The following is a 15,266-nucleotide window of genomic DNA, read 5'->3' on the forward strand; positions in this document are numbered from 1 at the left end:
TACTCTTTAGATAAAAAAAGAGCCTCAAATGAGGCCCTTTTTTTACAGCGTGAACTAATTAAGCATTAGTTTCAGCAGGAACTTTTGGATAGCTTACGCCGCCCATTTGCTCAGCAATACGCAATACTTGGCAGCTATAACCCACTTCATTATCGTACCAAACATAAGCAGTTAAACGGTTACCAGAAGCGATTGTCGCTTGAGCGTCAAACACACCAGCAGTACGTGAACCGATAAAGTCAGACGATACAACTTCAGTTGAGTTTGTATAACCGATTTGACCTTGAAGGTTAGAGTTGATTGAAATTTGGCGAATGTATTCATTCACTTCTTCACGGTCAACATCTTGACCCAAAGTAAGGTTCAAAATTGCAAGAGATACGTTTGGAGTAGGTACACGTACTGAGTTACCAGTCAATTTACCTTGAAGAGCAGGAAGTGCTTTAGCAACTGCTTTAGCAGCACCTGTTTCAGTGATTACCATGTTTAAAGTAGCAGCACGACCACGACGGTCAGCTTTATGGTAGTTGTCGATTAAGTTCTGGTCATTCGTGAACGAGTGAACTGTTTCAACGTGACCATTGATCACTGTGTACTTGTCGTTTAACACTTTAAGTGTTGGTGTGATCGCGTTTGTTGTACAGCTTGCAGCAGAGATGATTGTATCTTCATCAAGGATGTCAGCTTGGTTCACACCGTATACAACGTTCTTCATGTCACCTTTACCAGGTGCAGTTAGAATTACACGTGCAGCGCCAGCGCATTTAAGGTGCTGTGCAAGACCTTCAGAATCACGCCATTTACCTGTGTTATCGATTACAAGTGCATTGTTAATACCGTAAGCAGTGTAATCAACTTCAGATGGGTTAGACGCATAGATCACTTTGATGAAGTTACCGTTAGCAATGATTGCTTCGTTTTCTTCATCAACAGAAATTGTACCTGCGAATGGACCATGAATAGAGTCACGACGTAACAAAGACGCACGTTTTTCTAAGTCACCGTCAGATGATTTACGAACAACGATTGCTTTAAGGTTAAGACCACGGCCTAAACCAGATTGGCTGATCATCAAACGTGCAAGGATACGACCAATACGACCGAAACCGTAAAGTACAACATCACGGTTTTCAACGTTAGTTGCATTGCCTTCAAGTGATTTAACAGCGTCAGCAACGAATGCGTCAACATCACCGCCTTTTTCTTTGAACTCAACAGCAAGTTTGCCAAGATCAATTTCAGCAGTACCGATGTTTTCGATTTTTGCCAAAGCTTCAAGAATTGGGAAAGTGTTCACAACTGAAAGTTCAACGTCAAGTACGCGAGTACGACGATGCGCTTTAAGAATTTGGATAACCGAACGGTTAATTAAAGAACGACCGTATACTGTAGCTACGATGTTTTTTTCACGATATAACTGACCCACTAGGGCAATCATACGTTCCGCGATTTCTTCACGGTTTTTCCAGCGACCTTGGTGCTCTGCATGTAGGGCAACGATAGTGTCTTTGCTCACAGATACGTCCTCTAATTAATTGTAAATCTAAGCATAAATTTCAAAACCCCACAATTGTAATGGAAAACTGAAAATTAATGAATCTAAAAGCAGATTTCGACAAGGTTATTTTGTTATATATTCACTATCAATTTTCAAAATAATCATGATTAGTATTATGATTTTATAGCCGAAAGTTGAAAAACGGACTTTTTCGCAGATTTTTTTCACAAAATTTCAAATGTAGTTTTATCAACCAGATCTCAGCACATTTAGCTCTAAGATGAACGAATAATTATATTTTTCAAATTGCGGTGTTTTTTTATTTTGCTCAATTTATAGTATTTTTACTGATGTTAAGCTCGTAATAATAATTTCACATTTTTAAATGATTTTTAAGACTATTCGACGGAGTCTTACATCTAAAGTTTGAATAAAGGGTTTAGCCTTCAGTCGGAGGTACTCTTACGAAACGTTGTTTCTCATTTGGCAAAATGAGAAGCGTGCTTCATAAGGAAACCATCTTGCGGAGCAATGCTCCTCACCGCAAAACTCGTTCACTACCGTCAATTTATTCAAAGTATCGCAAAAACATTTTTTATTAGAAGTAACCCTGTCTCAGACAATTGCGGATGACATTACAGCGTATCGTTCTTTTATTTGAATTAAATTACGCCTCTAATGTTACTGCCTAAAATTATTTAAAGTCAGATCTATATTTAAAATTCAGTTAATTTTTCAGATTATCAGCAAACTTTTCCAGATTAAAATCAAAGAAATTTACACTCAGCTCTAATATTTTCGGTAGTGCATTTAAACTATTCTCACCAGCACTAATCGCAAAATATCTCTGATCACTAAAAGATCGCACGTTTAAGGCATTTTCACATGGCTCAAAATCAAGATTGACGAGCTGTGAAGCATGTTCCTTCAGCAACATTAAAACCTGCATATAAGTCTGGCGCTTTTTTTGCTGCTGCGCTTTTAAAGCATCGGCTTCAAGGCTTTCATACTCCCCTGTTTTCGTCATGCGTTTGGAAAATCCAACATGCGCATGCGCGCCATGGGTACCCGTATTTTCTACAGTTGCGTCTGTAGCAAAGATCTTCTGTTGATCATCGACCGGCTGCAAGATCGCCTTCAGCGCCGTATGAATTTGCTGTGACTGCTGATGATGTAATTCCCACTCATCTTCGTTTTGAACATGAAAAATTTGAGCACGCCGTTTCAACAAAAGCACCTGCCAAGCCTGTAGTTGAAGTCGCAGTCGTTTTAACTCCAAACTCGCCTCAAACTTCGGGCAGCTACTTAAGACGTTTAGACTCGTGATGAGCTTCTGAGATATTTGCATGCTATGGAAAAATAAAAAATCATGCTGTATCTGCTCACTCAGTTGATATTGAACAGTCTGATGCAATGGCTTCAAGATCAATGTATTGAACTGCTGCTCAAAAGTAGGTAAAACCGTCACTAATTGAGTGGCATCCTCTACATGCAGCATTAAAAGTAGATGCTTATCTACCCGTATATGTAGTTGCTGCATTAAATTTTGCAGATCTAAATGTATAAAACCTGCAATAGATGCCAGCTTAGAGACTTGAATTTTTAATTCGTCTATTTGCTGATTCTCTAAAGCAGTATTTAAATCTATGGCCACCCCATCAAAAACGTCGTCTGCTAAGGCATCATTGTGCTTTGTCGATAAAAACCGCGTTGCTGAATACTGCGTCGTCCAATCTAAATCAGGTGACAAAATATAAATAAACTCAGATGTTTGTACGATTTGTAAATATCTCGTTTTTTGTTCACGCTTTAAATAGTATTTAAAAATCGGATGTTGCCAAATCTCAGACGATTTCGGGATAGTGGCATCAAAAAATTGCCCCAACATATGTGACTTTAAGAAAATTTCGATCAAGAAAATTTTGACTTGCTGGGCAGTGAGTTCACGTGCATCACTCGGCGCAATCAAATCCATTTCACGGATGATTTGTGCAGCATTTAAAATGAAATGCCGATGTAATACGTTTTTTTCATGCTGTAATTCAAAATCTTCTTCGGCATCTATTTTATTGATATAGGCTAGGTTTTCTTCTAATTTTTGCGCAACTTGAATACTCATTGTCAATGTTCGAAGTTCTTCGAGCTGTGTTGCCAAATACTGTGCATGCTCACGCATGACATCATATTTTAGTACTTTCATCAGCATGCCCAAATTCATCGGTACATCTCTTTGATACGACTGTGATGAAGACTCCCAACGAATACCTTTTTGCGATAACACCTGCTGTATCTGTGCTAAATTGGATTGATCAAGATCAGTGCATACTTCAGATACAATACTCCGCCAATGCTGATCCAACACAGGCTCTAGCTGTAAAAGTTTAGCGCTTTGATGAAATGGGACAACCACTGAGTGCTTCCTGTATCTTGGTTCTTTAATCGATCTTTTATCGATTTCAGTTTATTTTTATCTAAAATAAATATTTTTGTACACCATCATTCAATGCTGTTCTTCCTAAACAATAAATTGAATCATGGCGTGTTTTAGTTTTCTAAGTTTAAGATTTTCTTAAAAAACAGCAAGTGTTAATTGTGAACTGATCAATTTACCGTACCAATATTTTCAGTCTAAGAATCGATTCGATCATTTAACGCTTTTACATTTTTTGCTAGCGCACGTTCATTTTGCTTTTGTTTAAACAGATGCAAAACACCTTCTATCACCAATAACAATACCGCACCCCAAATTGGAATATAGGTCAGCCATTCTTCGGCTTCTACTCGCTCCCCCAATGCGATGGATGCAAAAGCTAACAACACGGGTTCTAAATAACTCAACAAACCAAAAATCACAAATGGCAAATAACGACTCGCCAACATATAGCTACCTAAGCCAAGCGCACTCAAAAACCCGAGTCCTAAAACCGCCAAAATCAGATACGGGAATAACGACATCAGCGCTAAACTATCGCTATGAATAAATCCTAAATAACAGGCTACAGGCAAAATTAAGCAAAGATCCCACCAAAAACCACCCAAATGATCGGTTTTAAAGGTACGACGTAAAAAGAAATAAATCGGATAAGCCACAGCGACATAGACAGTTTCCCACGCGATACTGCCAATACGCCAAATTTCGTGGCCGACCCCTAAAATTGCCAGTGCCACGGCAGCCATCTGCCATTTAGACAGCTTTTCTTTATACAGTACACATCCAACCAGAACCATCACTAAGGGCAATAGAAAATACCCTAAAGATACTTCTAGCCCTCGGCCATTAATTGGTCCCCACAAAAACAACCAAAGCTGTGTAGTACATAAAAATGAACTAATGATTAACCAAATGAGAAAGATCGGCTGCTTAACCACTCGCCAAAAAATTTCACTAACTTTGTTTAAATCTTTCATCCACCACATAAATAAGGTTAAAAATGGCAAGGTCGCTAACATGCGCCATGCAAAAGTTTGCTCGCTATCTAGAGGTTTTAAAAAGATGGTAAAGAAATACAAAATACCGAAAGTGACCGATGCCAATACAGACAATGCAACGCCTTTATACATCTTTCACTCCAGTCAAAATGACTACATAATCTTGATATTTTGCTTGATCAATCAAGCTTCTCACCTGGACATTCTAGCAAATAAAAAACCATGCACAGGCATGGTTTTTTAGCATTTGTTCAATTATTTAGGTTTTAGGTTTCACTGTCTGCTTGGTATGAATAATATCTGATAAGTCATAACCGACAGATTGAGCATAATTTAGATATTCCTGAATCACTTCCTGATCTGGATGAGCCGAACGAGAAAGAACCCACATATATTTACGACGTGGCTCACCCACCAAAACTGTTTGATAGTCTTCATCGGCTTTGAGTACCCAATAATCACCACGCCCCACAGGCAACCAACGAATGGCTTCTGGTAAGAAACTAACTTTTAATTTCGTGTTAAACGGTGCATTTTGTACAAATGCCTCGCCTATTGATTGCTTCTTGGTGCCATCTTTCGATACACAGCGATTATTGACATTAATATTGCCGTTTTCATTTAAGGTATAGACCGCGGTAACATCACGGTCACAGCTTTTTTGAAAGACTAAAGGCTTACGAGCAACTTCATACCACATACCTAAATAACGATCGAGCTCGACTTTTTCCACAGTCTGTAAAGGTTTCGTCTGTGCATAGGCCATTGTGGCTGCACCCAAACCAATTAACACTGCTGCACCAAGTGCAATTTTTGCGAGCTTAAAACCAGCTTTCGGAAGATTCGTTGTTGTCATTTTATGCCTCATTTCGATGCAAAACATTCGATGAAAATTAAGTAATTCTTTCTCTCGTGTTTTTACTCTAGCGGAAAAAATTGCTCTAAAAATCATTTTCTTGTCTGAATTATGTATGTAATTCAGACAATATGCCGCATCTTGTCTAACAAAATTATGAAATCATCTGTGCTTTTAAACGCAAGATTTCATCACGTAATCGAGCAGCTTGTTCAAACTGCAAATCTTTCGATGCTTTCAGCATTTCTTTTTCCAGCTTGTTCATATGTTTTGCTAAAAGTTTTGGATCAGACATCAAATGACGTTCATCTGCAGTTAATGCCTTGGCCTGATCTGAAATTTTTGCATCGATTTCATCATCTGTCAGCACTTCACCTGTATCAATATCATTGACGTTTTGACGCACTGCACTGCGTGGCGTAATGCCATGTTCAAGGTTAAATGCAATTTGTAAATTACGACGACGATCCGTTTCATCAATGGCTTTTTGCATGGAGTCGGTCATCCGATCTGCATATAAAATCGCTTTACCGTTTAAGTTACGCGCTGCACGACCAATGGTTTGAATCAAAGAACGCTCAGAACGTAAAAACCCCTCTTTGTCAGCATCTAAGATGGCGACTAAAGACACCTCTGGCATATCTAAGCCTTCACGCAGCAAGTTAATCCCAACAATTGCATCGTATACACCTGAACGCAATTCATGAATAATTTTAGTTCGTTCAACAGTGTCAATATCAGAATGTAAATAAGCGACCTTAATACCATATTCTTTCAAATATGAAGTTAAATCTTCTGCCATACGTTTGGTTAATGTCGTAACCAATACACGCTCATTTAAGTTTTTACGATTATTAATTTCTGACAATACATCATCCACTTGCGTTAACACTGGACGAATTTCAATTTCAGGGTCGACCAAACCTGTGGGTCGAACCACTTGCTCAACGACTTGTTCAGACTTTTCCATTTCATAATGTGCAGGCGTTGCACTGACATAAATGGTCGAAGGAATAATCCGCTCCCATTCTTCAAATTTCATTGGCCGGTTATCAAGCGCACTTGGTAAACGAAAACCGTAATTGACCAAATTTTCTTTACGTGAACGGTCACCTTTATACATAGCCCCAATTTGCGGAACGGTAACGTGCGATTCATCAATGATTAATAAAGCATCATCAGGTACATAATCAAACAAAGTCGGAGGTGCTTCACCTGAGGGACGACCTGACAAATGCCGTGAGTAGTTTTCAATACCATTGGTATAGCCAAGCTGCTGCATCATCTCTAAATCATAACGTGTACGTTGTTCGATACGCTGTGCTTCGAGTAATTTATCATTTGCACGAAAGAATCCTAGTCGTTCTGCGAGTTCTTCACGAATCGTTCCAATTGCACGCTGTAAATTATCTTTAGGTGTTACATAATGGCTTTTTGGGTAAATCGTAATCCGTGGCACTTTACGCACCATTCTGCCCGTCAATGGATCAAACCATCGAACTGAATCAACTTCATCATCAAATAACTCTATTCGAATGGCATTTTGATCAGATTCAGCAGGAAAAATATCAATAATTTCACCACGAATACGGTATGTGCCCCGTAAAAATTCGAGTTCATTTCGGGTGTATTGCATTTCCACCAAACGACGAATGATGTCATCACGGCTGATACGATCACCTTCCACGATATGCAGAAGCATACTCATATAAGCATTGGGATCACCCAGACCATAAATAGCTGAAACTGACGCTACGATAATTGCATCACGTCGCTCTAATAATGCCCGTGTTGCCGAAAGACGCATTTGGTCAATGTGATCATTAATCGATGAATCTTTTTCAATAAAAGTATCTGAAGATGGCACATAGGCTTCGGGTTGATAATAGTCATAATAACTGACGAAGTATTCCACGGCATTATGCGGAAAGAAGGCTTTAAACTCGCCATAAAGCTGCGCAGCCAAAGTTTTATTATGCGCCATAATAATCGTTGGACGTTGCGTGCGTGCTATCACATTTGCCATGGTATAGGTTTTACCTGAACCTGTTACCCCTAAGAGCAACTGATCATGCATTCCTTTTTCAATCCCCTTCACCAATTTCTCAATCGCTTGAGGCTGATCACCTGCGGGCTGATATTGTGTTACCAGTTCAAAAGGCTGTTCCTGCATCACACTCTTCTTCAACAGTTTTTATAGGGCTTTATTATGAGGGCAAAGTTGCACAAAACAACGCTAAATTTATGTAAATACCAGAGGCGTGTACGGACTGTAAAATTATAATTCAACATAAACCCATAGATTTTTCTCATGTTTGAAAAATAATTCGCCTGATTTCGCATGTTTTTCTTGAGGAAACTCTTGGCTCTAAAAAAACTCATAGATAAAGCGTTCATTTAACCCAGATAGATACTTGACCTAGCTAAATTTCACCTGCAACATGAACAAAAGGACGCCACAGATCAAACTTTATGACTTACCAATATCATGACGAAAGTATTGTTAAAAACTTAGCTGAAGATACCATTTTTGTTTTTGGCAGCAATATGGCAGGTCAACATACTGGCGGTGCAGCGAGTACTGCCCTAGAGCATTTTGGTGCAATGAATGGTATTGGTCGTGGATGGGCTGGTCAAAGTTTTGCTATTCCAACGATGAATGAGCATTTACAACAAATGCCGTTGTCACAAATTCAACACTATGTCGATGATTTTAAAATCTATACCAAGAATCATCCGAAGACTAAATACTTCATTACCTCGATCGGTTGTGGTGTCGCTGGCTATAAAGTTGAAGAAATTGCTCCCATGTTTAAGGGGATTTCCAGCAATGTGATTTTTCCAATTTCTTTCCGTCCATTTGTTGAAAAAGCATTACCCAAACTGACCTCGAAACTTTTACATACGATTTATCGAGATTCGGTTATTTTCGCGCCTTCAACAGATGAGTTGGTCGATGTACTGGCCTTAACGGATAATGAAAAAAGTCTTGCGAAAATTGTCCTGAATACCCAAATGTACCCAACAGACAGTAATGGTCGTGACCGTATTTTTGAAATTGAAGATATTTTGCATGCGCTGAATGGGAAAATATTTGAGTTTCAAAGTAATTCTGAAGGCCCGATGATGTTTGGCGGCGTTATTTTAGCCCTACTTGAACTGTACAATATCAATGAAAAAGATTTCATCGATGTTTGGAAAGCTGAACGTGAAATTGCTGCACCAAAGCCTGAAAATAAAGCCCGTAAAGCCAGCCGCTAAAGGCTCTTTTTACCACATTTGAAACACCCAAAAAGCCAATGTCCATATTGGCTTTTTTTCTACGGTTGACTAATGGTTTTTAGCGACTTAAGTCACATTAAAAATAAAAATTATTTTACATATCACATTATTTTAATATCATTTTTTTCGTCTTATACTACTTGCTGACATTATCATAAAGAATGACGAGCACATAAAATAGACATGCTAGATTCTCTTTTTTTTGAGCTATCCCCCATTGCCATGTGGCTTGAAGATTACAGTGAAGTCAAAAAACAATTTGATCTCTGGCGTCAGCAAGGTGTGCAGGATCTCTCCACTTTTCTTCAACAAGATGAATCTCGTATTTTGCAATGTGCGAGAAAAATAAAAATCTTACAGGTCAACACAAAAACACTAGAACTGTATCAAGCACGTGACTTTGAACATTTATGTCAAAACCTTGATTTAGTTTTTCAGGCGGAGATCTGTCAAACACACATTAGAGAATTGGTTGCATTATGGAATGGTGAAACACATTTTTCCCATTCTGCCGTGAACTATACGCTCAATGGACAACGCCTAGACATTCAACTCAAAGGCATCGTGCTACCGAGTCATGAGCAGGATTTATCTGCCGTTTTAATTACGACTGAAGATATCACCTCTTATACTGAAGCTTGCCGTTTACAAGAACAAAGTCGTCATTTGGCAGAAGCGCGTTTTCATTATTCTCCAACCTCACTTTGGGTCGAAGATTTTAGCCGGATTAAAATCAAATTAGATCAGCTACGCGCTTTAGAAATCGAAGACTTTGTCACTTTTTTGGATGTTCATCCCGATTTTGTACAAGAGTGCATTAAAGAAATACTGATCGTTGATGTTAATCAGGCCACCCTTGATTTATTTGGCGCTCCGAACAAAGAAATATTGCTCAAAAATGTACATAAAGTATTTGCCAAAGAGATGCTTCAAACATTTAAAGAACAGTTGATTGAACTTTGGAATGGTAATTTACATCATCAACGTGAAGCTATAAATTATGCACTTGATGGCAGTATTCGCCACGTCTTACTACAATTTACTGTATTTCCCGATTATCTTGATGATTGGAGCACCGTGCAGGTTGCCTTAACCGATATTACTGCACGTAAAAAGGCTGAAAATTATCTTGAGTATTTAGGTAAACACGACGTACTGACCAAACTCTATAATCGTTCATTTTATATAGCAGAACTCAAGCGTCTCGAACGCAATCAATTACGTCCTGTTTCTTGTATTTTTATTGATTTAAATGGACTAAAAGAACTCAATGACAGTATTGGGCACGATGCTGGTGACAGTATCCTCAGACGTCTGGGCAACATTTTAAACCAACTTATTCAGCATACGCCCTATTCTGCTTCGCGCATTGGCGGTGATGAATTTGTCATTCTATTACCGGGTGCAGATGATGCAGCGCTGCAAAACTGCTTACAAAGTTTGAATGAGTTGTTATTGGTCGATAACCAATTTTATTCAAATCAACCGATGAGTATATCAATTGGCTTTGCCACCAATGAGCTGAATGAGCGAATGGAAGATATGCTCAAACGTGCCGATCTAGACATGTATCGTCAGAAGAAAAAGTATTATCTCAATAAAGACCGAAGAATTCAGTCTGAAATACGCAATTAACATCAATAATTTGCAATAAAAAAGCCATGGTTTGAACCATGGCTTTTTTATTTAAATCTTTTAACGCTTACCCATCGAACGACGTGTACCGCGTGGTGGCATCCAAGTACGGTCAGCATAACGCTGAGGTTTTGGACGCATATCTTCAAAGATTTCATCCGAAGCATTATCTTCAGCTTTTTTAATCGGAAAAGGCAAATTGACTAAAGCCTTTTTCTTGGGAGGGTTTTGCGTACTCATACGAATAACTCAATTGAATCTGGCGCTATTGTACAAAAAAAATGGTTTTGGTGTAAAAGGCTTTGAGAGATTAACCACGATTGACATATAACGACTCAACGATGAACTATGACTTATATCTATATAGGACAACAGCACAAAAAAGTGCTTTGAATATGGTTGTTTTAAACTATTTTACTGACCCAAATCAACCAACACACTGTCAATTATGTCAATAAATATTGAATATTTACAAATAGATAGAACCATTTCTAAATTTCAAAAATGTTCGATTTTTTTACACAAATACCTAATTAAAGCCTTCAAATAATACAAATCATCAAGAATGTTACAGGATTATTACGTTTATTCTTGTTTTCTATAACATTTTTTACGCACTAATTTTGAATAATGGGCACTTAGAAAAATTATTATCAATTTACGGACATGGAGTCCTTTAAAATGAAAAAAAGTGTATTGTGCATTGCTGCTTCTATGGCTGCCCTACCTATGCTCAGTCATGCAGACTCACCATATTTTAGTTTAAAAGATGGCGATGGCTTCAAACGTTTTTCTGTCTCTGTTGGTGCTCTACATGTTATGCCACAAGGTAAAGCACAGCCATTCCATGTTGATACATCAGTAAAAAATGGTGAAACAGCCAAAGTTGGTGATATTTCAATTGACGCAGTAAAAGCCAATATGGATCCTGCTATGGATCCAAACATTTCTACTTGGTTTGTCGGTTTGCTCGATAAATTAGGTACGAGTACCTTACCAGCAGGGCTAAGCGGTACTGCTGAAATTAATGGCCTACAAAGTTGGGATAACCAAGGTACTGGCCTTGAAGCCGATGATGTAACCACACTAGGCATCATGACCAACTATTTCTTTACTGATAACATTTCTTTAGAAATGAAAGCCGGTATCCCACCTGAGGTAGACCTAAACGGCAAAGGAAAAATTTATGCGCCATTTGCAGCTATTGCGACACCTGAGTTAGGTATTATCGACCTACCTGAAATCGCAATGAAGAATAGTTTGCTGATTACAGATTTAGAAGCCTACGGCCCAGCGGCATCTGCTCGTGCATGGACCCCCGCTGCAGAAATCCAATATCACTTCGGTAAAACTGGCGTCAATAAATTCCGTCCCTATGTGGGTCTAGGCGTAATGTATGCATACTTTAATGAACTAGAAATTAATCCACGTACAGAAAAAGACCTGATTGCTGCTGGACATATGATTGCCAATATTAAAGAAGGCAATGCTGGTGCCGCACTTGACGGTAAACCAAGTAAAGCTAAGCCAAAAGTTGAGTTAGAAGCTTCTGATGCTTTTGCTCCTGTTGTGACAGCTGGTTTTACTTATGACTTCAATGACAAATGGTTTGCTGTAGGTTCTGTTAGCTATGCACACCTACAAAATGAAACCACCATTACCGTTACAGATGCCACACATGGTGAACTGATCAAATCTAAAGCTGATATTGAAGTAAATCCAATTCTTGCGTATGCAGGTATCGGTATGCGTTTCTAATAAATAACATATATAAAAGACGACTACGGTCGTCTTTTTTATTGGCTTTTATATGGTCTTTTATTCTGAGATACCTTTTCTAACTCTTTTAGACACTTTTGAATTTCCGCTGTGTCAATTTCCTTTATTCATCCATAGTTACCTATAAAAAAAATTTATTGTTTGGTGAATTAAATTTAATCGCAACTCTGCGTTTATTCGAATACCATTGGATTAAATTTAAAGAATGTAGACTGCTGTATGTCTGATACTCGTTTCTCGAAGCCCCTGATTTACATGCTCATTGGCAGTGCAATTATTTTGGCATTGTCTTTAGGGGTGCGTCATGCATTTGGCCTCTATCTCGTGCCGATGAGTGATGAATTTGGTTGGGGACATAACGTATTTAGCCTTGCCATTGCCATGCAAAACTTAATTTGGGGTGCTGTGCAGCCGATTACTGGGGCTTTTGCAGATAAATATGGCAGTAAGATCGTGGTCGCCGTCGGGGGTGCATTATATGCCCTCGGACTATTACTCATGGCCGTCAGCTCTACCGGTTTACTGCTTAATTTAAGCGCAGGTTTAATCCTGGGTTTGGCTCTCTCAGCCACTTCATTTCCAGTATTACTTTCTGCCGTAGGTCGTGCAGCGCATCCAGACAAACGTAGTTTAGCCATGGGTATTGCCAGTGCCGCAGGTTCTTTTGGTCAGTTCATTATGCTGCCCTCTACGTTACTGTTACTGCAAAAATTTGGTTGGTCTTCAGCTTTGGTGGTCAGCGCCATTTTAATTGCACTTATTATTCCTTTAGCTTGGATGCTAAAAGCACCAATGTATGTTGCACCAAATGCAACCAATACGCATGAAGCCTCTCTGACTTTTAAACAAATTTTGCAATTGGCTTGGGAGCATAAACCCTTTTGGTTTCTAGCACTCGGTTTCTTTGTCTGTGGCTTCCAAGTGGTGTTTATTGGCATCCATCTTCCGGGATATTTAATCGATCATGGCTTTAATGCCACTACAGGCACTATTTTCCTAGCGCTCGTTGGACTGTTTAATATTGTCGGCACCTACACAGCAGGTTGGCTCGGTGGCAAATATTCCAAACCAAAGCTGTTAATGGGACTGTATGGTTTACGTGGCATTGCCATTATTGCCTTTCTTTTGCTGCCTTTAAGCACATGGACAATCTATGCATTTGGCGTCATTATGGGTCTACTATGGCTTTCTACCGTACCGCTCACCAACGGTATTGTAGCCAATATGTTTGGCGTTAAATATCTCAGTATGCTAAGTGGTATCGTATTCTTTACTCATCAAGTCGGTTCATTTTTTGGTGGTTGGTTGGGTGGTGTGAACCACGATATAACCGGTAACTATAATGCCATTTGGATTTTTTCGATTGTCCTGAGTATTTTTGGAGTATTGGTACATTTCATGGTTAATGAGGAAAGTGTCATTCATGACTAATTCAACACTGTGGTTCCGGCTCAGTATTGGCATCAGTATTCTGGCCTTGTTGGCATTGTCCATCGGCTTATGGAGCCAAACGCCTGAATTATTCGAATACTTTAACCAAGCGTTTTGTGCACATTAAAGACGTATTGAAGCAATAATTCCAATTCAAACTGCTGTTTTATCAACACTACAACAGCAGTTTTTTAGCTATTTTCTACACGATTCAATAAAAGCTGCATTTTCAGCATATTAGTATTAATCATACGTTTTTTCATAAACTTAGCTTATTTTTTAATTTTCCATCCTGCGCTTTCTTCCATAGATTAAGTCTCAATAAAGAACAATTTGAGAACTTATGAAATGACCGCATTAACTCAACTTTCACAAGCCATCCATGATGCTCCACGTTGGCATCAAGCAGAACAATTTCAAGATGGCAATGAAATTCGTATTGAAGCGCAACATGACCAAGCTTTGGGGGCTGTGGTTTATGGTTTAGATGCGCGTAAAGCACAGTCTGGGGAAACCATCTACCGTTTAAAACAAGCGTTGGCAGAACACTTGATTTTAATTTTCAAACATCAAAGTCTAGATGATTTACAGTATCTCGCGTTTGCAAGTTACTTCGGTTCAATCTTCCGTCCCGATGCAGATATTCCTGTGCTGGCGTCACAAGATGATACCGGTACACCACCAGACGTCGTACCTGTGTCAAATGCAGTCGGTAAAGGAGACTATACTGGACATGGTGAATTGGCTGCGCATGCAGACCATCAGTGGACTCCACTGCCATCATTTGGTTCATTACTCTATGCCATTGAACTGCCACAAGACGGTGGACAAACCTCATGGTATAACACTATTAAAGCCTATGAAGCTTTAGATGAAGCGACACAAAAACATTTAGACCAACTTCAACTCATTACCTATAACCCATTTGTCCGTGCCAAAAATAATAAAGGCACAACGGGATATGGCGCTACACCGCTATATCGTTTCAAAGACCACCCGATTGTTGGACATGCTTATCCACATCCGCTTGTACGTACCCATCCAGAAAGTGGCCGTAAAGGGCTGTGGTTAAATGAACGATCTGAAGTGGAATTGGTTCACTACGATGATCAGTCAGGCAGTGAATTGATTGCATCTTTACGTGAACATTTATTGAAACCTGAGTTTCGATATGAACATCAATGGGAAGAAGGTGACATTGTATTTTGGGATAACCAAGCGACATTACACTCACGCCGCCCTTTCCCTTCAGACCAACGCCGCTTATTAAAGCGAATTAGCTTAGCAGGAGGACGACCATACTAATGTTGAACTTCATGCCAACAATAAAAAATAAATAAAACAGCAAAATCCGTG

The 15,266-nt window shown here is 39.1% G+C and carries 12 protein-coding genes; 6 read left to right on the plus strand and 6 right to left on the minus strand.

Annotated features, from left to right (window positions below; genetic code table 11):
- Positions 1-58: 58 nt before the first annotated feature.
- The 5 genes from FTV03_RS05990 to uvrB form a co-directional block, all read right to left on the minus strand.
- Positions 59-1,516, minus strand: a complete 1,458-nt coding sequence (locus FTV03_RS05990; RefSeq protein WP_111885541.1) for a glyceraldehyde-3-phosphate dehydrogenase — start codon at positions 1,514-1,516, stop codon at positions 59-61.
- A gap of 709 nt (positions 1,517-2,225) precedes the next feature.
- The gene (locus FTV03_RS05995) at positions 2,226-3,908 is read right to left on the minus strand and encodes a hypothetical protein (protein WP_180040490.1); all 1,683 of its coding nucleotides are present in this window, start codon (positions 3,906-3,908) and stop codon (positions 2,226-2,228) included.
- Between the two features lie 218 nt (positions 3,909-4,126).
- The gene (gene rarD / locus FTV03_RS06000) at positions 4,127-5,059 is read right to left on the minus strand and encodes an EamA family transporter RarD (RefSeq protein ID WP_180040491.1); all 933 of its coding nucleotides are present in this window, start codon (positions 5,057-5,059) and stop codon (positions 4,127-4,129) included.
- Between the two features lie 127 nt (positions 5,060-5,186).
- Positions 5,187-5,783, minus strand: coding sequence for a lipocalin family protein (locus FTV03_RS06005; RefSeq protein WP_180040493.1), 597 nt, complete (start codon positions 5,781-5,783; stop codon positions 5,187-5,189).
- Between the two features lie 154 nt (positions 5,784-5,937).
- Positions 5,938-7,959, minus strand: coding sequence for an excinuclease ABC subunit UvrB (gene uvrB / locus FTV03_RS06010; RefSeq protein ID WP_180040495.1), 2,022 nt, complete (start codon positions 7,957-7,959; stop codon positions 5,938-5,940).
- A gap of 296 nt (positions 7,960-8,255) precedes the next feature.
- On the opposite strand from uvrB, the gene FTV03_RS06015 reads away from it, so the two are divergent.
- Positions 8,256-9,044 (plus strand): hypothetical protein, encoded by a 789-nt coding sequence (locus tag FTV03_RS06015; protein ID WP_180040497.1) that lies wholly within the window; start codon positions 8,256-8,258, stop codon positions 9,042-9,044.
- A gap of 198 nt (positions 9,045-9,242) precedes the next feature.
- Positions 9,243-10,700 carry a sensor domain-containing diguanylate cyclase gene (locus tag FTV03_RS06020; RefSeq protein WP_180040530.1) on the plus strand — a complete coding sequence of 486 codons (1,458 nt, stop codon included), beginning with the start codon at positions 9,243-9,245 and terminating at the stop codon, positions 10,698-10,700.
- Between the two features lie 60 nt (positions 10,701-10,760).
- Here the strand turns inward: FTV03_RS06020 and FTV03_RS06025 are convergent, their stop codons facing one another.
- Entirely contained in the window at positions 10,761-10,940 is a 180-nt protein-coding gene (locus FTV03_RS06025) for a hypothetical protein (protein ID WP_078190224.1), read from the minus strand.
- 441 nt (positions 10,941-11,381) lie between these two features.
- Between FTV03_RS06025 and FTV03_RS06030 the strand changes: the two genes are divergently transcribed.
- From FTV03_RS06030 to FTV03_RS06040, 4 genes are all read left to right on the plus strand, one after another.
- Positions 11,382-12,458, plus strand: a complete 1,077-nt coding sequence (locus FTV03_RS06030) for an OmpW family protein (protein WP_180007679.1) — start codon at positions 11,382-11,384, stop codon at positions 12,456-12,458.
- Between the two features lie 240 nt (positions 12,459-12,698).
- On the plus strand, positions 12,699-13,910 hold the full coding sequence (locus FTV03_RS06035; protein WP_180004934.1) for an MFS transporter: 1,212 nt from the start codon (positions 12,699-12,701) through the stop codon (positions 13,908-13,910).
- On the plus strand, positions 13,903-14,037 hold the full coding sequence (locus tag FTV03_RS17920; RefSeq protein ID WP_257220694.1) for a hypothetical protein: 135 nt from the start codon (positions 13,903-13,905) through the stop codon (positions 14,035-14,037). The genes FTV03_RS06035 and FTV03_RS17920 overlap by 8 nt, the downstream gene beginning before the upstream one ends.
- A gap of 221 nt (positions 14,038-14,258) precedes the next feature.
- Positions 14,259-15,215 (plus strand): TauD/TfdA family dioxygenase, encoded by a 957-nt coding sequence (locus tag FTV03_RS06040; RefSeq protein ID WP_180040499.1) that lies wholly within the window; start codon positions 14,259-14,261, stop codon positions 15,213-15,215.
- Positions 15,216-15,266 lie beyond the last annotated feature (51 nt).

Origin of the sequence: Acinetobacter sp. YH12218 (genome assembly GCF_013417925.1) — a bacterium.
GTDB lineage: Bacteria > Pseudomonadota > Gammaproteobacteria > Pseudomonadales > Moraxellaceae > Acinetobacter > Acinetobacter amyesii.